A 21,539-nucleotide genomic window follows, 5' to 3' on the forward strand; every position below is an offset into this window, starting at 1 on the left:
GTCATGATCTGTTCCGAAGCAATGTTCTTTGCTGCTTCAATCTCTGTCTTTAGCCTGCTGGGTATCCCGGATGTTCTTCTGGACTGTAACAGCGGCAAAGACGCTGAGCACGAATGACATCGCATAAAATCCTTTTTCGCTCAGGATGATGCTTCCTGCATTGTACAAGCCGATAGCCATCAATAGTACGGCCACAATAAGTGCGAACCAGCTCAGTCCATAATAGATGCCGGTAACCGGTATTCCCTCTTCTTTGTCTCGTACCGCCTTTTGCAAAGAGACCGCAGAGTAGAGGCCGAAAATCAGGACAGCAAAATAATATCCTTTCTCGTTCAGCTGCATCGTGTCCGCATTGAACAGCCCAATCAGATAAGCCCCAGCCCCGACCATTAAAGCAGCCCAGGAAGCTCCTTTAAAAGCGGCAGTCGGTTCCCCTTCTTTCCGTTCTTCCTTCTTCTTCGGCGCTTTATTAGTGCCTTTATCTAACAAAACATCATCTTCATAAGCCATTCTCGAATCGCCTCCAGCCAGTCAAATAATTTTTTAGCACCGCAAAAGCCTGCAGCACTCTACTTCCAACATCTATTATATAGAAAATTTTTGAAATTAATAGAAAAAATTGCAATGGCTCCAGCGTGCCAGGCACCGTTCGTGGACAAATAGGGGGAAAGTGTCTTTTTAAGGTGCCAGGCACCACCCGTGGACAGAATGGGCAATAGTGTCTTTTTTGCGTACCAGGTACGGAAAATGACATTTGTCATATGAATTTGATGACATCAGGTACTAATGAGTATGGCTGGAAGGTTTTACAATGAAGTTAATTAATGGAGACGGAGCTGATGAGTATATGCAACAGGCAGTTGTTTTTGAAAATGTGGTGAAGGCTTTTGGGTCCTTCAGGGCGCTTGATGGATTAAATCTGAAGGTCAATGCGGGGGAGGTTACAGCACTCCTGGGTCCGAATGGAGCCGGCAAGACTACCGCGGTGGGGCTGATGCTGAATATGCTCAAGCCTTCCTCTGGCAGGATTGAAATATTCGGGCGGGAGCCGAAGAGCAAGGAGCTCAGGGAAATGACGGGGGCCCTGCTCCAGGAAACAAAGCCTGCAGACGGCTTGCGTACAGGCGAAATCCTCCAGCTTTTTCGCAGCTATTATAAAAATCCCTTATCGTATGAAAGGCTGCTGGATCTTTCGGGACTGCATAAGGAAGAAAAAAGGAAGGCCACTGCGCTTTCAGGGGGCCAGCGGAGAAGGCTTGCATTCGCACAGGCACTTGCCGGAAATCCGAGCCTTATTATTCTGGATGAACCGACTGTCGGGATGGATGTGGAATCAAGATTCCGCTTTTGGGAAGTGATCAGCGCTCTTGCAAATGATGGGAAGACCATTCTTCTGACCACCCACTACCTGGAGGAGGCGGATGCTGTTTCTGACCAGATCTGTGTGATGGCAGAAGGAAGGCTCGTCGCTTCCGGGACTCCGCAGGCACTTAAGGCAAGGGTATCATCAAGAACAGTTTCGTTCCGTTCCTCCCAGGAGCTGGACCTGAATCTCCTGAATGGACTGCCGGGCGTCGAGAGGGCGGAGAAAAGCGGAAATGCTTATTCTCTATATGCGAGGGAAACGGATGAGCTATTGCGGAACATCATTACATCAGGCTGGGAAATCAGGGATGTCCAGGTATCCTCAGGCAGTCTCGAAGCCGCTTTCAGGCAGCTGACAGACATACAGGATCAGCATTCAGAAATAAGGAAGGTGCGTAAAATATGAATATGTTCATTTCCCAATGGAAGGCAGAGAGCCTCCGGATCATCAGAAGCCCATTTTTCCTGCTGTTTTCCCTTTTGATGCCATTTGTTTTTTACTTTCTGTTCGCCAGCTTGAATGGCGCGGATAAGGAAATAGCGGGCACTTCATGGGGGGCATACTCACTTATGTCCATGACCGCTTTTTCACTGATAGGGACGGCGACTTCCCAGTTTGGCATCCGCCTTGCTTTTGAAAGGAAGGAAGGGTGGATCCGCCAGCTTCAGCTTACACCTTTGTCCCACTTCACCTGGATCAGCGCCAAGGTTGCCTCGCAGATGCTTATCCATCTGCTGATCATCCTGCTGCTGTTCCCGCTGGCCGCTATTGTTTATGATCTCCATCTGACTCCCCTGCAGTGGGCAGCCTGCACGATCTGGCTGCTGTTCGGAAGCCTTCCGTTCCTGGCGCTGGGCGCCCTTGTCGGGACAATGAAGAATGCAGATGCCGCCATTGCGATTTCCAATGTCCTCTTGATGGGGCTGGCGATCGCCGGCGGGCTGTGGATGCCATTGGAGGCACTGCCAGTGTGGCTGCAGAGCATCGGCAAATGGCTGCCATCCTACCATTATGCAAATGGGGCATGGGAAGTGCTTTCAGGCAATCTCATCTCATTGGAAAATATTTTCTATCTTGGCGCCTGCACGGTTTTATTTATGATACTATCAAGCTATATTCTAAAGAAACGGGATGCGGTATAAGTGAATCCTTACTGGAAAAAGTTATTTCCTGCCTCGGAAAGCTGGCCTCCGTATATCTATCTGGCCAACTTTGCACTGCCTGTATACTTCATGCTCGGAGAAGCCCCGCTTAAGAGGGAAGCGGGCTTTTTCCTGCTGCTGGCCTACCTCTTTTTTTACAGGCATCTGTACTGGTCCAGAAAATATGAAACTCTCATCATTGCATTGATGGTCGGCATGACGCTGTTATTCAGCTTTTTCTATAATCCTCTGTATCTGTATCTCATCTTTCTGGTGCTCAATCATCTGGTCAGGCTGCCGCTGAAAACGATCTATATCCTGTGTGCTTGCTTTGGTGCAGCCAGTGCAGCTGTCCTGGTCCAGTCCGGCCTTTATCTTGAGCCCCTCATGCTCTCCGGCATCAGTCCGCCATTGTTCGGGGGGACGATCCTTCCTTTCGTTGTTAAAGCTTCTGCAAAATATAAGGATATGTCAGAGCAGCTGCAGGTGGCCAATATGCAGATCGAGCGCCTGGCACAGCAGGAGGAAAGGCAGAGAATTGCGAGGGAGCTTCATGATACACTAGGCCACACCCTTTCATTGATCGCACTGAAAAGCGAGCTGACAGCCCGGCTGGCATCCAAGGACCCGGTACGGACAGAAAAGGAAGCAATGGACATCCAGCTCACGGCGCGGATGGCCTTGAAGGAGATGCGTGACCTTGTTTCAGATATGAATCTTGTCAGGCTTGAAGAGGAAATCGAACATGCCCAGACGCTTTGTGCGGCTGCCGGCATAGAATTCATTTATGAAAAACCGCCTGTGCCAGCCGGCCTGACTCCGCTCCAGGAAAGGATCCTGGCTATGTGCTTGCGAGAGTCTATCACCAATATGGTCAAATACAGCAGAGCAGCCAGATGCGTTCTGTCAGCTGCCGAAACAGATGATAAAATTCATCTTTCTGTAAGGGACAATGGCATCGGGTTTGATTTATCAGTGATCGCCAAACATTCGGGAAATGGCCTTGCAGGGATGAAGGAGAGGCTCCAGCTTGTAGAAGGGAGCCTCCAAATCAGTTCAGCACCAGGAAAAGGAACGGATATTATGATGAGCATTCCACTGGTCATCAGGGAAGGATTTTAAAGGGGGAGATGGCAAATGATCAGGATTGTACTGGGTGAGGATCAGCGCCTTCTGCTTGGCGCACTCGCCTCTCTGCTTGAGCTGGAGGAAGATATTGAAGTAGCTGCGCAGGGGGAAAACGGCAGGCAAACCCTGGAGCTCGTCAAAAAGCACCAGCCTGATGTATTGATCGTCGATATTGAAATGCCTTTAATGACCGGGCTGGAGGTGGCAGAGGCGCTAAAGGAAGCCGGATCTTCCTGCAAAGTGATCATTCTGACCACTTTTGCAAGGCCAGGCTATTTTCAGCGGGCGATCGCGGCAGGAGTGGGCGGCTATCTGCTGAAGGATACCCCAAGCAGGGATCTGGCGGAAGCAGTCCGCCGGGTGCATGCCGGGAACAGAATGATTTCACCGGAGCTTTCCCTTGCCATGTGGGAGGAAAAAAGCCCGCTCACACCAAGGGAAACCGAGATACTTGAATCCGCTGCAGCAGGGCACACAATGGCCCAGATCGCCTCACAGCTGTACTTGTCACATGGCACAGTCCGAAACTACATGTCCGAAATCATCGGCAAGCTAGGTGCCGCCAACCGGTTTGAAGCCGTCAATCAGGCAAAGGCGAAAGGCTGGATTAAATAGCGAAGAGAGAATAAGTGGGAATCAGGCTCTGGCTTTTTGCCGGGGCTTTTTTGTTGGGCAGGCACCTGCTCGGGCGGCAAGTACATGACTGGCGGAGGGAAGGGCAAGTTATATATGGCGGGATTGGGGTTTGGAGTACATGGGTGGTGTGAAGAAGAGGAAGTCATGTATGTGGGGAGTGTTTTGGGGTACATGAGTGCTTCGGAAAAGAGGGAGTCGTGTATGCCGGGAGAGTTTTGGAGTACACGAGTGGTGTGAAAAAGAGGAAGTCATGTATGCCGCGATCGTTTTGGAGTACATGAGTGGTGTGAAAAAGAGGAAGTCATGTATGCCGGAATTGTTTTGGAGTACATGAGTGCTTCGGAAAAGAGGAAGTCGTGTATCTCGTGATCGTTCTGGAGTACATGAGTGGTGTGAAAAAGAGGAAGTCATGTATGCCGGGATCGTTTTGGAGTACATGAGTGGTGTGGAGAAGAGGGGGTCATGTATCACGGGATCGTCCTGAAGTACATGAGTGGTGTGAAAAAAAGGAAGTCATGTATGCCGGGATCGTTTTGGAGTACATGAGTGGTGTGGAAAAGAGGGAGTCGTGTATCTCGGGAGAGTTTTGGAGTACATGAGTGGTGTGGAGAAGAGGAAGTCATGTATCCCGGGATCGTCATGAAGTACAAGAGTGGTGTGAAAAAAAGGAAGTCATGTATCCCGCCATCGGAATCCGCGCAATACATAACTGCATTCACTTCAAACCCCAACACTAACCAGTCTTTTGTACACCTGTAAAAAACATTTGTGCTTTCTGGAAGGAAAAACTATTGATTTTTCTGCTTTAAAGCGTGATAATAAGAGTTAAATTTTAGCAGGGAAACTGCAGCTATGGGAGATGTGTAAATGAAGGTTGTAAAGTTTGGCGGTTCTTCTCTTGCTTCCGGCCGAGCAGTCGAAAAGGTCTTTGAGATTGCAGCAGCCGATGAGAGCCGTAAGATCATTGTTGTATCAGCTCCGGGCAAGCGATTCCCGGAGGACGAGAAAGTGACAGATATGCTGATTGACTGCGGGATATATGCCCTCGAGAAAGAGGGGATGCCTCCGAAGCTGGAAAAAATCGTTGAACGGTACAGCCGGATAGCAGCGGAGCTGGGCCTTGATAATAAGGCAGAAGAAGTCAGGGGCAGGCTCCTCGATACAATGGCCTCCGGCAAAGAGCGGCCGGAATATTTCCTTGAAAAAGTAAAGGCATGCGGCGAGGATTTGAATGCGAGATTGATAGCGGAATATTTCTCTTCCAGGGGAATTGAAGCATCATATGTAAATCCGGGGGAGGCTGGGCTTTATGTGACGGATGAACCCGGCAATGCAAGGGCGCTTCCTGAAGCCTACATCAATTTAAAGTCATTGCGGGAACGCAAAGGCATCATTATTTTTCCCGGCTTTTTCGGCTACAGCAAGCAGGGGGATGTGCTTACTTTTTCAAGGAGCGGTTCGGATATTACCGGATCCATATTGGCAAATGGCATTGAAGCGGAGCTTTATGAAAATTTCACCGATGTGGATGCTGTCTATTCGGTGAATCCCCACACGGTAAGTTCGCCGAAGGAAATCAGGGAACTCACATACAGGGAGATGCGGGAGCTGTCATACGCAGGATTTTCTGTATTCCATGATGAAGCGCTGATACCTGCCTACAAGGCCGGCATTACCGTGAATGTGAAAAATACGAATAATCCGGAGGCGCCAGGCACCAGGATTGTCGGTGAGAGGGACAATACAAATGGGCCGGTCATCGGAATTGCCAGTGATAAAGGATTCTGCAGCATCTATGTGAGCAAATATCTGATGAACCGGGAAATCGGGTTCGGCCGCAGGATCCTGCAGATTCTTGAGGATTTCGGATTGTCCTATGAACACACTCCTTCGGGGATCGATGACCTTTCCATTATTCTCAGGCAGCACCAATTTGATCATGCTGCTGAGGAACAAATAGCGGCAAGGATCAAGGAAGAGCTGGAGGCAGACGAAGTGGTCATTGAGCATGATCTTGCCCTCATTATGGTTGTCGGCGAAGGGATGAGGCATAATGTAGGCACAATGGCCAGGGCTTCAAAGGCGCTGGCAGCAGCGAAGGTAAATATAGAGATGATCAACCAGGGTTCATCAGAAGTGAGCATGATGTTCGGTGTAAAAGAAAATGATGAAAGTAGGGCTGTCAAAGCGCTTTATGAAGAGTTTTTTGAACCGGCCCGGACAGCTGTAAGATAGTTTAGGAAACCTGATTGCATGGCAGTCAGGTATTTTCCTGTGTTATTATATCGTTATATACGATATAATCGTAAAAAACGATTTAAAGTAGGAGGAATACGATGATTGATCAAATCAATGAATACTTTACCGATATTTATTTCCATCTACACCCTGAACAGCAAGAGCCCATTTCCCACCAAAGCGTACGCATCCTGCAAATGGTAGATAAAAGACAATCCGTCATGATCCGCGATATTGCTTCGCTGCTGTCTATTTCGCATAACACAGCTTCAGAGCATGTGAAAAAGCTGACAGCGGGCGGATGGCTTTATAAAGAGAGGGATGAAAAGGATCAGCGAAAGGTGTATTTGCACCTCACAGAATCAGGAATAACGGTTCTCAAAAAGAATACAGAACTGGACGGGGGAAAACTGAAGGCGGCACTCGAAAAATTGTCTGCGGAAGAAAGGCAGCAGATTTTCAACGCCTTTAAGCTGCTGAGCGAGGCATCCAAATAAATGTATATGCTCATCAAAATATTTAGCTCTGCAGCAATCATTGGCATCATAACGGAATTCGCAAGGAGATTTCCGGTATATGGAGGCATGATTGCCGCCTTGCCGCTGGTCAGTCTGCTGAGCATCATCTGGCTGTCTGTACAGGGGGAACCTGCACAGAATGTCACCCGTTTCACCCTGGGTGTTCTGTCCGGACTCCCCGCCACGATCGTTATGCTGCTTGTCATTTACACCGCCTTCAAACATGCAATCCAGCTGCCTTTGGCAATTATAATGGGAATCGCAGCATGGGGGATTTTCCTGCTCATTCAAAATTATTTCATGCAATCATTTATTAGATGAAAAAGTGTCCCGTCTATCATACAAATAACAGGCGTAACTCCAAAGCAGGGTCACGCTTCTTTTTGTGGAATAGTTTTATAGAAAAGTAACACATCCTTGAAAATGTTTCGCAGCATGACTATTACCCGGATACGAAAACGGGAATGAAGAAAAATGAAAAAAGAGATCCAGAGAAACACGCGGAATGAAAAACAATCCATCGCTGTAGCAATCAGGTATAAATGCGTTTCATTCCAGCTAAAATGTTAAAAAGTGAGGTTACTATTATGTTCACTCTTGTGGTTGCAAAAATGCTGCGCCTCCTTCCTAATCAAGCAAAAAAGAACCCTTTGATTACCAGGCAGCCTGTAAAAATGAAAAAAGATGTGAAAGTTGAAACTTCTGTTCAGCCTGCCGGCATTTCCTTATATTATCCGCTGGAATCAGAGCAGGAAAGCTTTCCTGTCTATATCAATTTCCATGGGGGAGCATTCATCATGAATGAAAAAGAGATGGATGATCCTTATTGCCGCTACCTGGCCAATCAGGCAAAATGTGTTGTTATAAATGTGGATTATGCAAAAGCACCGGAATACCCTTTTCCAAAACCGATTGAACAGGGCTATGAAGTGATTCAATGGTTAAAGAGAAACGCCGGTGAGTTAAATATCGATAAGGAGAAAATCATGGTTGGCGGACAAAGCTCAGGGGCAAATATAGCAGCAGCCCTCTGTCTCTATTTGGAGGAGAAAGGGGACAGTCAGCCGCTGCTCCAGGTGCTGTCCTGCCCGATGCTGGATTTTGCCACCCCGCATGCTGATAAGCCGGAACCGGACAAGTGGCGCGCCAGATATCCGCAAGCGGCCCATTTTTTAAATATGTGCTATGTACCTGGCAAAGAACAGGCGGAGCATCCCCACGCTTCCCCTGTCCGAGCAGAATTGAGTGAGGGCTTAGCTTCAGCTCTTATCCTGATAGCGGAATACGATGCATTCAGGCCGGAAGCCGAATATTATGCTGAGAAATTAAAAGCAGCCGGGGTGAATGTTCAAGAGGAGCTGTTCAGGGACTGTAAGCATGCTTTCACCCATAATGGCCCAAAAGAAAGTGCCGAAAAGGCCTGGAGGATGGTTGCATCTGCAATCAAAGCTGCGGCTGAATCGTATGGAAATTGAGGCACCACTTGTATAATGTGTCTTTTCAGCACATCCAAGTTTTTGCAGGTGGAAACAAGGGTATAAAATATTTTTAAGGCTGCAGACCTCCGCGGCAGCAGATAAAAAGACAATTGATGGACTGTCATATTTCAATGATCTGTTAATAGATCCAAAGGAGATGAATATGGACACAGAGCAAAGGCAAGCGGACTTTGATTATTGTGAAAGAATCATAAAAAAACATTCCAAAAGCTTTTACTATGCTTTTTCACAGCTCCCGCCTGAAAAAGCAAATGCTGTTTATGCCATCTATGCTTTTTGCCGGACCGCAGATGAGTGTGCAGATGGGAAACATTCATTTAAGAAAAAGGTTCAGCTGCTGAGGCAGCTAAAAAAGGAACTTGATCTGTTTAATGATCATGCTGAATTGGATAAGCCGTTATGGCGCGCGCTCAGACAAGTGTTCAATACATACGAAATGGATATCAGCCCATTTTATGACCAGCTGGACGGGCAGTCCATGGATTTATCCTTTACCGCCCCGAACACAATGAATGAACTGGAAAAATACAGCTACTATGTAGCCGGGTCTGTTGGTTTAATGCTTTTGCCTGTCATCGCTTCAAAACCTTCGGCGGATCTGCATTCAACCGTGGTAAACCTTGGCGTAGCCATGCAGATAACCAATATCCTGCGTGATATTGGCGAAGATTACCATGAGAAAAAACGCATCTATCTGCCCGGAGAAGAATTAAGCCATTTTCAATATTCACAGGAAGATTTACATAAAGGCATCATCAATGAAAATTTCATCAGCTTATGGGAGAAGCTTGCTGCACGTGCTGAATCATTATATAACAATTTCTTGCTCAATATAGAGCTGCTGGATGAGGACAGCCGGATACCGGTCTATTTGTCTGCTCACGTTTACAGGGGCATACTTGACGCTGTACGGAACAATGGATATCAATGTCTGACCAAACGGAACTATGTCACAAAAGAGAAAATGGCCCAAATCAATGCTGCTGTGAAAAGAGTCTTTGATTTGCGGGAAGGAGATGCATTAACAGTTGAAAAATAAAACCGTACTAGTCATCGGAGGCGGGCTCGGAGGGCTGTCAGCTGCCATTTCACTTGCCCAGGCCGGATACGATGTCTCCTTATATGAGAAAAATGACCATATCGGAGGAAAGCTGAACCGGCTCGATCAGGATGGCTTTGGATTTGATCTTGGCCCATCCATCCTGACGATGCCGCAGATTTTTGAAAAATTGTTTGCTGCCAGCGGGAAATCCATGAAGGACTATGTCCCGATTGAAAAGCTGGACCATCAATGGCGCTCCTTTTTTCCTGATGGAAATGTCATAGATTTGTATGAAGATCTGAAGGAAATGCAAGAGAAGAACGCGTCCCTGAGTGAAAAGGACATGCAGGAATATCAAAATCTGCTCGATTATTCAAAACGGATTTATGATCTGACAGATAAAACCTACTTTCAGCATGGCGTTGATACAACGAGAGAAATCATGAAGCATACGGGTCTGTTCACTGCTTTGAGGAACTTTGATTTATTTTCTACTGTTCATGGAGCCATTGATAAGCGGATCAGCAATGAACAATTCCGCGATATGCTTTCCTATTTTATCAAGTACGTAGGTTCGTCCCCTTATGATGCACCGGCGGTTTTGAATATGATGATCTATATGCAGCATGACCAGGGGGTCTGGTATGTACCCGGCGGACTGCACAATCTGGCAGGCGGCCTGGTGAAGCTGGCTGAAGAAGTGGGTGTGAAGTTCCACCTCGGCAGGAAGATCGTCAAGCTTGAAAAAAAGAACGGCGAAATTACAGGAGCCGTTATGGAAGACGGAACCGTGCTGACAGCAGATTATTTTGTTTCCAATATGGAAGTCATACCGGTATATGAACGATTGCTGGAGGAAGACAGCTCTTATGTGAAAAAATTAAAAAAGAAATTCGAGCCCGCCAGTTCCGGCCTTGTAATGCATTTGGGCGTAAAAAAGAGCTATCCGCAGCTGCGCCATCATAATTTCTTTTTTGCAGAAAACATGAAGCAGCAAATGCAATCGATCTTTCATAAGCATGAACTGCCGGAAGACCCTGTCATTTATTTAGTCAACGTCAATAAAACAGATCCTTCGCAGGCACCTGACGGACATGAAAATATTAAAGTGCTGCCCCATATTCCCTATATCCGGGATCAGAAGCCTTTTACGCAGCAGGACTATGAACAATTTGCTGAGAAGGTCCTTATCAAACTGGAAAGAATGGGACTGCAAGGGCTGCGGGAAAATATTGTCACAAAGGATGTATGGACACCGGAGGATATCAGACGGATGTATGGCTCTGACCGTGGTGCCATCTATGGAACAGTCTCAGACCGCAAGAAAAATAAAGGATTCAAGCACCCGAAACAAAGTGAACGCTATAGTAATCTATATTTTGTCGGCGGAACCGTGAACCCGGGCGGGGGTATGCCTATGGTCACTTTAAGCGGCCAGCTTGTAGGCAAGAAAATTGTTCAGCGGGATTCTTCCCATGCCTGACAATGACAGCCATTCTCTGAAATCCTTGCCGGAGAGGCAGAGGGAGGATCTGTTTTCGGCGGGGAGCCCCTCTCTTGAAGCGCGCAAAAAACAGCTTTCAAAGCTGAAAACCATGATTGTGGACCATGAAGAGGCATTTACCAGAGCCCTTCATGCAGATTTGGGGAAACCGGCATTCGAATCCTTTTCCTCTGAAATTGCCGTTTTATTGAATGAGATCGATCATATATGCAAGCATATAGCAAAATGGAACCGGCAATCCCGGTCCCGCTATCTTAAAATGGGATATATAGAATCGATTAAAAGGAAGCGGCATCCCTATGGGAGTGTACTCATTATCGGTTCGTGGAATTATCCGCTCCAGCTTTCCCTGATGCCTGCCATCGGCGCAATAGCCGCGGGGAACCGCTGCGTGATCAAGCCATCTGAACATGCACCGGCAACAGCTGAACTGCTGAAAAAGATCATCAATGATGCATTTCCTCCCGAACAGCTGCTTGTTGTGACGGGAGATGCACAGATCGCGAGCCAGTTGACTGCAGCCCCATTTGACCTGATTTTCTTTACAGGCAGCGGCCAGACAGGGAAGGCTGTGGCAGAGCAGGCAGCCAGGCAGCTCACTCCGGTGATACTCGAACTCGGCGGGAAAAATCCGTGCATCATCGATGAAACAGGGTTTTCAAAAGAGGCCGTCAGGGAAATCGTCTGGGGTAAGTTCCTGAATGCGGGACAAACCTGCATTGCGCCTGACACCCTTTTTGTCCATGAGTCCATTTATGAAAAAACGCTGAATGAAATTTCTGCAGCGGTTTCTGCTTTCTATGGCGAGCAGCCCAGGGAAAGCAGTGATTATGGACGGATCTGCACCGATGATCATTTTCAGAAGGTGATTAAGTTTATCGGACAGGGTGATGTCCGGCATGGAGGGTCCTATGATCGCTCCGACCGGTTCATTGCCCCGACCGTGCTAACGGATATAGAACCGGGAAGTCCGATCCTGCAGGAAGAAATATTCGGCCCTGTCCTTCCTGTCATTCCTTATACAGACATGAGAACATTATTATCCAGCGGCAGGATTCAGCGTGATGCACTTACAGGATATATTTTCAGCAAGAACAAGGACAACATCCAGCTGTTCAAGGAACATATGCGGTCATCAACCATCAGCGTCAATCAAGTCATCCACCATGCCGCAAGTCCGCATATCGCATTTGGCGGAGTAGGGACAAGCGGATACGGAGCTTATCACGGCAAAGCGGGTTTTCTGGCTTTCAGTTATGAAAAAACAGAATACAGAACACATCATTACATCCATTTTCAAGGTAAATTCCCGCCATATTCTGATACAAATATGAAAGCTTTGAAAAAGTTAAGAAAATGGCTTCTCTAATAGAAGCCTCATCATAATAAGGAGTTTTATCATGATTGCTTCACTCCCGTTTCATTGGATCATGGTCATTGATGTACTTGCATGGGCTTTCTTTCATCTATCCATTTCGGCCATTTGCCTGAAGCTGCCTTTATCCTGGTTTCTAAAAGACACTTTCTGGTTCCGGATTTTCTCCTGGGAAAAGTCAGGTGAGTTGTGGCAGCGTTTATTCCGGGTGAAAAAATGGAAAGGCTATCTGATAGATGGCACGATTTTTCTCAAAAAAGGATACAGTAAAAAGGAGCTGCATGGCATCGGACCGAGGGACTTGACTATCTTTGCGGCGGAAACAAAGCGCGCGGAATTGACGCACTGGCTTTCCATCGTGCCTGCCCCGCTGTTCTTCTTGTGGAATCCGGCAGGGGCGGGCTGGGCAATGATTCTGTATGCACTTGGTTTCAATCTTCCCATTATCGTGGTTCAACGCTACAATCGGGGGCGCATGACTAGCATTGCTTCTAAAAGATGAAGCGGAATATTGTTTGGAAATGAGGGATTTAGATGAGTAAGAAAGTTATTGTCATTGGTGCGGGTGTAGCCGGGCTTGCCACTAGCATAAGGCTGCAGCATGCAGGATACCAGGTGGAGATATATGAAAAAGGAGAGACACCCGGCGGCAAAATGAACCGGATTGAATTGGATGGCTATAAATTTGATCTGGGGCCAAGCATCGTCATGATGCCGGAATTATATCAGGAAATATTCGAATTGTGCGGCCGCGATCCTGATGATTATATTCCTATGGAAAAGCTGGACCCGATTTACCGGGCTTATTTCAGTGATATTCCCGACCAGCCTTTTGATATCTCATCAGACCTTACCAAATTGACAAAGATGATTGAATCAATCAGCGAAGATGACACGGCAGGCTTTTTTCAGTATCTGCAGGAAATTTACAAGCGCTTTGTCATCGCGAAGCATCATATTCTTCAAAGGCCATTCCGCAAAAGGTCCGATTTTTATAACCTCCCGATGCTGAAGAAAGCCTTGAAACTGAAACCATATGACACTGCCGAAACGTTCATAGGAAAATACATTAAGAATGAACGGCTGAAACAGCTGATCAGTTTTCAGACATTGTACATAGGCATTTCCCCTCTTAAAAGCCCTTCTTTTTATACCATGATCCCCATGATTCAATTTTTGTATGGAGTATGGTTTATTAAAGGCGGTATGTATACGATGGCCCTGGCCATGGAGAGGCTCTTCGGGGAACTGGGGGGAACCATTCACTATGGCAGCGATGTGCAGGAAATATCCATTCAAAATGGAGAGGCAGATGGAATCATCGTGGATGGCCAAAAGGTTTCCTCAGATTATGTTGTCTGCAATGCCGACTTCCCGCATGCGATGAAGCATCTGGTGAAAGACAAGGCAGCCAAAGGGAAATATACCGACAAAAAAATCGACAGCATGAAATACTCCTGCTCATGTTTTCTGTTATATCTCGGCATGGACCGCAAATATGAAGAAATCGACCATGTACATAATTTTATTTTCAACGAAAATCTTAATAAGAATCTGGAGGACATTTTTTCCGGAAAGAAATTGGACAATGCCTCCTTTTATGTATACATCGCTTCAAAAATGGATCCCTCCCTTGCACCCGAGGGGAAGGATGGATTGTATATCCTGATGCCCGTATCCGACAAATCTACAGCAGACTATGAATGGAACGAGGAAACCATTTCATATTACCGGGGCTATATCTTGAGTGAATTGAAGAAAATCCGCGGCTTTGAAAATATTGAAAATGAGATTGTCACCGAAACGTATACAACACCACAAGACTTTGAGTCGAAATTCAATGCCTATAATGGTGCCACGTTCGGCTTACAGCCCATTTTGAAGCAAAGCAACCACTATCGTCCGCAAAGCAAGGCCAGCACTTGTGAAAATCTGTACTTTACAGGAAGCAGCACACATCCCGGCGCCGGTGTCCCGATCGTGCTGCTTTCCGCCAGGATCACCGCACAGGAACTGATACAGGACGATACAGGCAATCTATATGATTACTCAGCAAAATAGAGGCAGGCCGGAGATCATTAAAGCTGTGTGCCGGCACACAGGGGAAGGAGGCAGGCATGGCAGCTGCAGAAGCAATTAATCTTGCTATTGGATTTCTGGCATTTATCGTTGGCATGATTATGTTCTGGTCTTTGCCGGTCCCTGTTTTCTCCTCCAGGCTTAAGGAGGATATCCCGTTTCTGTCCATCATTATCCCAGCCAGGAATGAAGAAGCCAGGATATCACCGCTACTGCTGTCATTGCAGGAGCAGCGATTCAGGCACTTTGAAATTCTGGTCATTGATGACGATTCCTCTGACAATACCAGGGCTGTTGCGGAAAGCTATGGTGCCAGGGTTTTGAAGAATACAGGCTCGGGTAAATCATCAGCCTGCTGGCAGGGTGCGGAACAGGCCAAAGGAAATTGGCTATTATTTTTAGACGCAGATACAAAATTCACCAGCGTGGACGGGCTGAGAAATCTGCTCCATTTCTATCAGGGCAAGGGAGCCAGGGGCATTGTGGCATTACAGCCCTTTCATACCGTTGAGCGCTTGTATGAACACCTCTCCGTTGTATTTAACATCATTGTCGTGGTAGGGATGAATCTATTTACAATCTGGGGATCAAAATTTAAAACCGCCGGCTCGTTCGGACCCTGCATTCTTTGCAATCGGGAAGATTACTTTTTGAGCGGAGGGCATAAAAAAATAGAGGGAGCCATCATGGATGACCTGGCACTGGGTGAGGCATTTCTGGAGCATGATCTCCCGGTCCGCTGCCTCGGCGGCAAAGGGATTATTTCCTTGCGCATGTATCCGGAAGGATTGGGCAGCCTTATCGAAGGCTGGTGCAAAAGCTTTGCCGTCGGCAGCAAATCCACTCATCCCGCCGTCATGCTGATGGTCATCTTCTGGATCGCCGGCAGCTTCATCGCTGCAGGAGCATTGATCTCTTCGATAACTGAATGGAACCCTGCAGCCATGATATTCAGTGCAGCACTGTATATCCTCTACAGTATTCAAACAGCATGGTTTGCCCGCAGAGTCGGCAACTTCAGATGGGCGATCTTCCCCTTTTACCCGGTATTGTTCGTGTTCTTCGCAGGAATCTATCTATACTCCTTCATCCGCGTCAACATATTCCACTCAGTGAAGTGGAAGGGGCGTAACATTAAGGTTTGAGCCAGGGGGACAGACCCCATGGCTCATTTTTTGGAACAGGGCCGGGGGGACAGACCCCATGGCTCATTTTTTGGAGCAGGGCCGGGGGGACAGAGCCCATGGCTCTTTTTTTGGAACAGGGCCGAGTGCCTGTTCCTGTGGTCTTTTAAATTTGACGCAGTTTGCAAGTGGAATGTCGCCATTGGCTAGTCACAGGGCAGGTTAGGGATGATAATATAATATCTGTTCTGTTAAACAAGCTGAAACGGTAATTAAATTTGCAAGTGTGCAGATGGCCAAAGGAGGGACGATTATGACTTCTCTTACCCGGATTAAGATGCCAGCAGGATTTTGGACTGGGTTACAGCAATTAGGGATCTCGGCACAAGACGTGGTTCGAAAAGCACGAGTGCCCCTCACTATCTTGAATGAACCAGTTGTTACTGCTGCTCAGTATTTTGCAATCTGGCAGGCATATTCAGACCTGGTTGACGACATTGCGGAAGGAATCATTAAACTTACAACAGTTTTTGAAACGGCGCATTATCCACCGGCGGTTTTAGCGGCTTACCATGCGCGTGATTATCGCGATGCACTAAACCGGATGGTCAGATATAAACAGCTCTGTCCTCCCGAAAGCTTACTTGTCACTACGGAAGGCGAGTATTGCCATATTGATCTGGAATGGCAGCATACCGGTGAATCTGGTCCTCCATTGCTGGCAGGCATTACATTATCATTTCTTATAGAGTTAGGGAGAAGAGGCACAGGTAAACCTTTGATTGCGAGATTCGTTGAATTTTCGCACCCAATGGGCAATGTAAACGCGCTTGAAGCTTATTTCGGCTGCAGTATCCGAATTGGAGCAGATAGAAACCGTTTAACTCTGCACCAAAAAGACCTGGGCCTCCCTTTTATCTCGTATAACTTAGAATTGCTGGAAGCTTTGACCCCTGTATTGGATCAATCATTGAACGAACAGCAGCGCAGCCGCTCAAACACCGAAGTGGTTAAGTGGATCATTGAACGCAGCTTAGCAGATGGGCGCCCCAACATTCATACAGTCGCGGGCGAACTGGGAATGAGTGATCGCACCTTACAACGCCGGCTAACGGAAGAAGGTACAGGGTTCAATCATCTGCTCGCAGAAGTTCGGCATAGCCAGGCGCGAAAATATTTATCAAACCCTTCTATAGATATTAAAGAAGTGGCATTCCTGGTTGGCTACGAAGATCAAAATGCATTTTTCCGAGCCTTTCGCCTCTGGGAAGGAGATACTCCTTCAAATTGGCGTAATGAACATATGGAGGCAAACTCAATACATTAACCTTGTCTTTTTATTGCGATATTACGAGCAGGGGGAAAATTTTATGGACATGGGTCTAAAAAATAAAACAGCTTTAGTTACAGGTTCCACCCGAGGCATTGGGAGAGCAATTGCTATTGAACTTGCCAAAGAAGGTGTGAATGTACTGATTAATGGACGAAACGGCGAAGAGGTAGAGCGAATTGTGAATGAAATGAAGTTGGATTTCCCGAATACGGCTCCCGGGAATGCAACGGCAGACATAGTGGATCGCAATCAAAGAGAAGCCTTGTTTAGAAAGCACCCCAATATTGATATTTTAGTTAACAATATGGGTATTTACGAAGTCATGGAATATGAGGACGTTGACGACGAGGTTTGGGAGAAGTACTTCCGGACAAATGTTCTTGCCGCAAATGGATTATCTAAATTTTATTTACCGCAAATGCTGAATAATGGCTTTGGCCGTGTTATCTTTATTGCAAGCGAGGAAGCAGTTATGCCTTCAGGACAGATGCCGCAATATTGTATGACAAAATCAATGGTATTATCATTGTCTAAAAGCTTATCTAAATTAACAAAAGGTACGGAAGTCACAGTCAATACCATTATGCCAGGACCGACACTCTCTGAAAATGTGCATCAAATAATTGATGGGATTTACCCGGATGAGGATATGAGTTTCCCGGAAAAAGAGAAAAAATTTATGAATTTAAACTTACCTCAATCCGAGTTACAGCGATTTATCAGACCAATAGAAATAGGACGACTGGCTGCATTTGTTTGCAGTCCCTATGCAAATGCGTTTAAAGGGTCCCCTATCCGTATGGACGGAGGAATGGTGCCAACTATTTATTAGAAGAACCAAGGGGACAGACCCCGTGGCTCTTTTTTGAAATTGGGCCGGGGGGTCTGTCCCCTTGGCCTCTAGGAGGCAGATGCATGATAAAATTCGAGATCAATGAAATGACTCAAGCCTTTATCAAGAAATATAAACTCTTTGAAGAGGATACTGTACAGCAGATCCAGCTGCAGCACCGGCTGGATCTGGCTGCGGCCTTTCAGATCAAGGAAGGCATGCGTGTGCTTGAGGTAGGATGCGGGCAAGGAGACACAACGGCGGCTCTTGCAGATGCAGTAGGGAATGACGGATTTGTGGTGGCGATGGATGTAGCCAGTCCGGAATATGGGGCTCCGTTCACTTTGGGGGAAGCAGCGGAAAGAATTAAGAAATCCTCCTTAGGGAGCCGGGTATCTTTTCACTTTGTAGCCGATCTTGAAGACTTTACAGGGGAGGCTCCTTTTGATGTAGCAGTTCTGTCTCATTGCTCCTGGTACTTTAAGCATCCGGAGGACTTGCTCCGCACTTTTACAAGGCTGCGACAGCTGGCAAAAAGGATCTGTTTTGCAGAGTGGGACCTGGATTTTACAAGAATGGACCAGCGTGCCCATTTTTGTGCTGCTTCCATTCTCGCTTTATATTCTAATTTTGTAGACAACGAGGGGAACATCCAGAACTTGTTTCATAAATCTCGTATCCAGGAGCTGCTGAAGGAGGCAGGATTTACAGTTGAGGGACAATTGACTGTAGATGCGTCTTATCTGCAGGATGCCAAATGGGAAAAAGATTATGCGAACAGTATCCGGCCTGAATTCTCAAAAGCACCTGAAATGATCCAGACTTTAGTGAACAGCTATTATGAACTGATGAATCACAGCAATATTAATGAAAAGTCACTTGATAGTTTTATACTTTGTGCAAGATGAGCCAGGGGGACAGGTCCCTTGGCTCTTTTTGAGGCGGGGACGGCGGAGCTGTCCCTGCGGCCTCTGTAAGCAATTGCTAATTCTGATTGGGTGAAAAAATGTTTATTAAAGAAGCGCAGGAATGTTTCCCGGGTTTCTTTTTTGTATAGGGAAATTAGGTGAACTGCCTCTCTTTGTCCAGTCCACCTCTAAAATTCTGCATATGATAACAACAAGTATTTAGAAGCGGAAATCAGGAATAGGACGATACAGCAAAAGGGGTGGTTTGTACAGTGCGGATATTATCAACTGGCCCTATAGAAAATAATCTTGTGAACGGTATCCGGGCCACGCAGAAACTGACAATCCGATTTGTGAACAGGAATACTGTTAATCCAGCAACAGTAGAAGTCCAGGGATACAGATTAGATGGGGCCAGAAGTATATACGTTCTGGAATTGTTTTCTTTATCGCCAAACCAGGTGATTACTAAGGATTACTATGCCAACCTTAACGCATTTGAATTTATATTCACTGCAAACGGCCCAGGGGAAGAGGACACGGAAATCTCAGTTTGGGGGAAAAATAATGCCGGGGAATTAATTGACATTCACCGCCTTGTTTCTTCAGAGCTTTTGGGATCTGAAACAGGCCAGCAAGGTCCCCAAGGAGCATCGGGGCCGCAAGGAGCTCAAGGCACACAAGGAATTCAAGGACCGCAAGGAGCCCAAGGCACACAAGGAAATCAAGGACCGCAAGGAGATCAAGGTACACAAGGGGTTCAAGGACCGCAGGGAGATCAGGGCCAGCAAGGGGTTCAAGGACCACAAGGAGACCAAGGCACACAAGGGGTTCAAGGACCGCAAGGGGATCAAGGCGCACAAGGAGTTCAGGGACCGCAGGGAGATCAAGGTACACAAGGGGTTCAAGGACCGCAGGGAGACCAAGGCACACAAGGAGTTCAAGGACTACAAGGAAACCAAGGGCCACAGGGACCTGTAACTTTAATGGATATAAGAAGCCAAATTTTCCGTAATGCAAATATAACTTTACCTGGAGGAGAGCGGGAAATTATTACAATCCCCCTTTTGCCTGCTATAACTCTTACAAAAAATACAACTTTAGAACTTACAGGATCTTTTAGAATGGAGTTTATTTCTAACGCTACAGCAAATTATTATACGTATGAAGCTATTCTTGACTTAGGCGGGACTGGTATAGGAGGCATGGGAACAGAAGCCGTTTTTTCTAATGAGGTTTTTAAAAGGGATCTTACCTCAAAAAGTACAATAATAAGCCCTTCAGCCAGTTACTTGCTTCCAAACCTGTCTCCCGGAACATACACTTTTGTTATGGATATTAATACGGCTGGTGAACAGCTCCTCCAGCGAAAGCTTTATGAATTTGTTTTCTATGTCAAAGTATATTCTTGAACCAAGGGGACAGGTCCCGTGGCGTTTTTGAGCCAAGGGGTCTGTCCCCCTGGCCTTTTTCAATAGCGCGAAGCAGGAACACAGTTCCACCAGCTATACAAAGCCATTTTGAAAGAGTGGAGGATTTGATGATGGTGAGCAGATCTGCTTGAACTAATAAAAGTACAGAGCAAAAAAGCAAAGCAGCCCGATAAAAAGTGTGCCTGCCATTCTTGGCTGTAAAACTGGCAATTGACCATCATCCTTAGTTGGAAGCACCAAATTTATCCCCCACTTACCCCCAAATGCCCAAAAAACGTGTAATATACCAATACTGATTAATATAAGAGACGTTATACTTATTATTGCGTTTACCAAAAGACCACCTCTTCTGCATGTTATGATCCTCCGTTACCACCTTGCTGCATCATAATTATACTTATTTATTTCTCAATTCAGCACAAATTTTGCCAAGGAAGAACCAAGGGGACAGGTCCCTTGGCTCTTTTGGGCCGAGGGACCTGTCCCCTTGGCCTTTCCGGCCATAAATAGTTATGATTATGTATGAATAGTTTTGTTTAGTCGGAAAGGAAGAAATATATGAAAAAGCAATTTGTTATTTTATTTTATGTCCTGCTGCTTTTTGGAGTGATGGCAGGGTGTTCGGGTAATGAAGCTGAGGATGGACAAGAGGGCGGGAGGGAGAAGAAAGAGGAATTGACAGTTTCTGCGGCGGCAAGCCTTCAAGATGCTTTAAATAATATAAAAGCTTCTTTTGAAAAAGAACATCCTAATGTGACAGTCAACTTTAACTTTGGGGGTTCAGGGGCACTCCAGCAGCAAATATCCCAAGGAGCACCGGTTGATCTTTTTTTCTCGGCGGCAGAAGATAAATTCGATAAACTGGTAGAGGATGGGGTAATTGGTAGTGCCGACGGATTAGATCTGGTCGGAAATGACCTTGTGCTGGTCGTGCCAAAGAATTCTAATAAAAACATTCAATCATTTGAAGACCTGGCTAATGCTGATAAAATCTCAATTGGCACCCCGGAGGCTGTGCCAGCAGGACAATATGCCAAAGATACACTGGAATATTTAAATGTATGGAAATCTATCGAAGGCCAAGTTGTTTATGCGAAGGATGTCAGGCAGGTCCTTACATATGTAGAAACAAACAATGTTGACGCAGGCATCGTCTATAAAACAGATGCCATGGTTTCGCAAAAGGTAAAGATTGCAGCAACTGCGGAAGAGGATGCCCATGCTCCTATCATTTATCCTGTTGGTGTGATTAAGGATAGTGCCCATTCTGAAGAAGCCCATTTATTTTACGATTATCTGCAAAATGAAACGTCAATCAAGATTTTTGAAAAGCATGGGTTTAAGGGTTTGAGATGAATTGTGAATAGGTATTTTGTATTCAG

General features: G+C 46.4%; 22 protein-coding genes. 20 read left to right on the top strand and 2 right to left on the bottom strand.

The genetic code is table 11. The annotated features are described in order from the left end of the window. Nucleotides 1–36: 36 nt before the first annotated feature. Entirely contained in the window at nt 37–510 is a 474-nt protein-coding gene (gene yiaA, locus RBB45_RS09640; protein WP_009792332.1) for an inner membrane protein YiaA, read from the bottom strand. A 301-nt stretch (nt 511–811) separates the two neighbouring features. Between yiaA and RBB45_RS09645 the strand changes: the two genes are divergently transcribed. The 19 genes from RBB45_RS09645 to RBB45_RS09735 all read left to right on the top strand — a co-directional run bounded on the left by RBB45_RS09645 (nt 812) and on the right by RBB45_RS09735 (nt 20,136). Next, nucleotides 812–1,771, top strand: coding sequence for an ABC transporter ATP-binding protein (locus tag RBB45_RS09645; protein WP_224950864.1), 960 nt, complete (start codon nt 812–814; stop codon nt 1,769–1,771). Next, nucleotides 1,768–2,508 carry an ABC transporter permease gene (locus tag RBB45_RS09650; RefSeq protein ID WP_009792330.1) on the top strand — a complete coding sequence of 247 codons (741 nt, stop codon included), beginning with the start codon at nt 1,768–1,770 and terminating at the stop codon, nt 2,506–2,508. The genes RBB45_RS09645 and RBB45_RS09650 overlap by 4 nt, the downstream gene beginning before the upstream one ends. After that, nucleotides 2,509–3,630, top strand: a complete 1,122-nt coding sequence (locus tag RBB45_RS09655; protein WP_224950865.1) for a sensor histidine kinase — start codon at nt 2,509–2,511, stop codon at nt 3,628–3,630. A gap of 15 nt (nt 3,631–3,645) precedes the next feature. Beyond that, on the top strand, nt 3,646–4,251 hold the full coding sequence (locus RBB45_RS09660) for a response regulator transcription factor (protein WP_224950867.1): 606 nt from the start codon (nt 3,646–3,648) through the stop codon (nt 4,249–4,251). 888 nt (nt 4,252–5,139) lie between these two features. Further along, nucleotides 5,140–6,507, top strand: coding sequence for an aspartate kinase (locus RBB45_RS09665; RefSeq protein ID WP_035401868.1), 1,368 nt, complete (start codon nt 5,140–5,142; stop codon nt 6,505–6,507). A 101-nt stretch (nt 6,508–6,608) separates the two neighbouring features. Beyond that, nucleotides 6,609–7,007 (top strand): MarR family winged helix-turn-helix transcriptional regulator, encoded by a 399-nt coding sequence (locus tag RBB45_RS09670; RefSeq protein WP_101551918.1) that lies wholly within the window; start codon nt 6,609–6,611, stop codon nt 7,005–7,007. After that, a complete protein-coding gene (locus RBB45_RS09675; RefSeq protein ID WP_224950868.1) occupies nt 7,008–7,349 on the top strand; it encodes a DUF3147 family protein in 342 nt (113 codons plus the stop codon). A 266-nt stretch (nt 7,350–7,615) separates the two neighbouring features. Then, entirely contained in the window at nt 7,616–8,503 is an 888-nt protein-coding gene (locus RBB45_RS09680; protein ID WP_224950870.1) for an alpha/beta hydrolase, read from the top strand. Nucleotides 8,504–8,669: 166 nt separating this feature from the next. Then, nucleotides 8,670–9,566 carry a phytoene/squalene synthase family protein gene (locus RBB45_RS09685; RefSeq protein ID WP_224950872.1) on the top strand — a complete coding sequence of 299 codons (897 nt, stop codon included), beginning with the start codon at nt 8,670–8,672 and terminating at the stop codon, nt 9,564–9,566. Continuing rightward, nucleotides 9,556–11,052 (top strand): phytoene desaturase family protein, encoded by a 1,497-nt coding sequence (locus RBB45_RS09690; RefSeq protein WP_009792321.1) that lies wholly within the window; start codon nt 9,556–9,558, stop codon nt 11,050–11,052. Before RBB45_RS09685 ends, RBB45_RS09690 begins: the two co-directional genes overlap by 11 nt. After that, nucleotides 11,045–12,442, top strand: coding sequence for an aldehyde dehydrogenase family protein (locus RBB45_RS09695; protein WP_224950874.1), 1,398 nt, complete (start codon nt 11,045–11,047; stop codon nt 12,440–12,442). The genes RBB45_RS09690 and RBB45_RS09695 overlap by 8 nt, the downstream gene beginning before the upstream one ends. Nucleotides 12,443–12,473: 31 nt before the next feature. After that, nucleotides 12,474–12,950: a glycosyl-4,4'-diaponeurosporenoate acyltransferase CrtO family protein gene (locus RBB45_RS09700; RefSeq protein WP_129613619.1), complete on the top strand. Its 477-nt coding sequence runs from the start codon at nt 12,474–12,476 to the stop codon at nt 12,948–12,950. A gap of 32 nt (nt 12,951–12,982) precedes the next feature. Further along, nucleotides 12,983–14,509 (top strand): phytoene desaturase family protein, encoded by a 1,527-nt coding sequence (locus RBB45_RS09705; protein WP_224950876.1) that lies wholly within the window; start codon nt 12,983–12,985, stop codon nt 14,507–14,509. A 56-nt stretch (nt 14,510–14,565) separates the two neighbouring features. After that, entirely contained in the window at nt 14,566–15,672 is a 1,107-nt protein-coding gene (locus RBB45_RS09710) for a glycosyltransferase family 2 protein (RefSeq protein ID WP_224950878.1), read from the top strand. Between the two features lie 292 nt (nt 15,673–15,964). After that, complete coding sequence (locus RBB45_RS09715) at nt 15,965–16,978, top strand: helix-turn-helix transcriptional regulator (protein WP_094768094.1); 1,014 nt, start codon at nt 15,965–15,967, stop codon at nt 16,976–16,978. A gap of 43 nt (nt 16,979–17,021) precedes the next feature. Then, a complete protein-coding gene (locus tag RBB45_RS09720; RefSeq protein WP_224950880.1) occupies nt 17,022–17,816 on the top strand; it encodes an SDR family NAD(P)-dependent oxidoreductase in 795 nt (264 codons plus the stop codon). Nucleotides 17,817–17,899: 83 nt separating this feature from the next. Further along, nucleotides 17,900–18,724: a class I SAM-dependent methyltransferase gene (locus RBB45_RS09725; protein WP_306009496.1), complete on the top strand. Its 825-nt coding sequence runs from the start codon at nt 17,900–17,902 to the stop codon at nt 18,722–18,724. Between the two features lie 582 nt (nt 18,725–19,306). Then, a complete protein-coding gene (locus RBB45_RS09730) occupies nt 19,307–19,705 on the top strand; it encodes a hypothetical protein (protein ID WP_306009497.1) in 399 nt (132 codons plus the stop codon). Nucleotides 19,706–19,710: 5 nt separating this feature from the next. Continuing rightward, nucleotides 19,711–20,136, top strand: a complete 426-nt coding sequence (locus RBB45_RS09735) for a hypothetical protein (RefSeq protein WP_224950886.1) — start codon at nt 19,711–19,713, stop codon at nt 20,134–20,136. Nucleotides 20,137–20,289: 153 nt separating this feature from the next. Here RBB45_RS09735 and RBB45_RS26280 read toward each other — a convergent pair whose 3' ends face one another. Beyond that, complete coding sequence (locus RBB45_RS26280; protein ID WP_224950888.1) at nt 20,290–20,493, bottom strand: DUF3995 domain-containing protein; 204 nt, start codon at nt 20,491–20,493, stop codon at nt 20,290–20,292. A 222-nt stretch (nt 20,494–20,715) separates the two neighbouring features. On the opposite strand from RBB45_RS26280, the gene modA reads away from it, so the two are divergent. Then, nucleotides 20,716–21,513 carry a molybdate ABC transporter substrate-binding protein gene (gene modA / locus RBB45_RS09740; protein ID WP_224950890.1) on the top strand — a complete coding sequence of 266 codons (798 nt, stop codon included), beginning with the start codon at nt 20,716–20,718 and terminating at the stop codon, nt 21,511–21,513. The last annotated feature ends 26 nt before the right edge of the window (nt 21,514–21,539 follow it).

It is taken from the genome of Bacillus sp. MMSF_3328 (assembly GCF_030733525.1).
In the GTDB taxonomy this organism is placed as follows: domain Bacteria; phylum Bacillota; class Bacilli; order Bacillales; family Cytobacillaceae; genus Bacillus_AB; species Bacillus_AB infantis.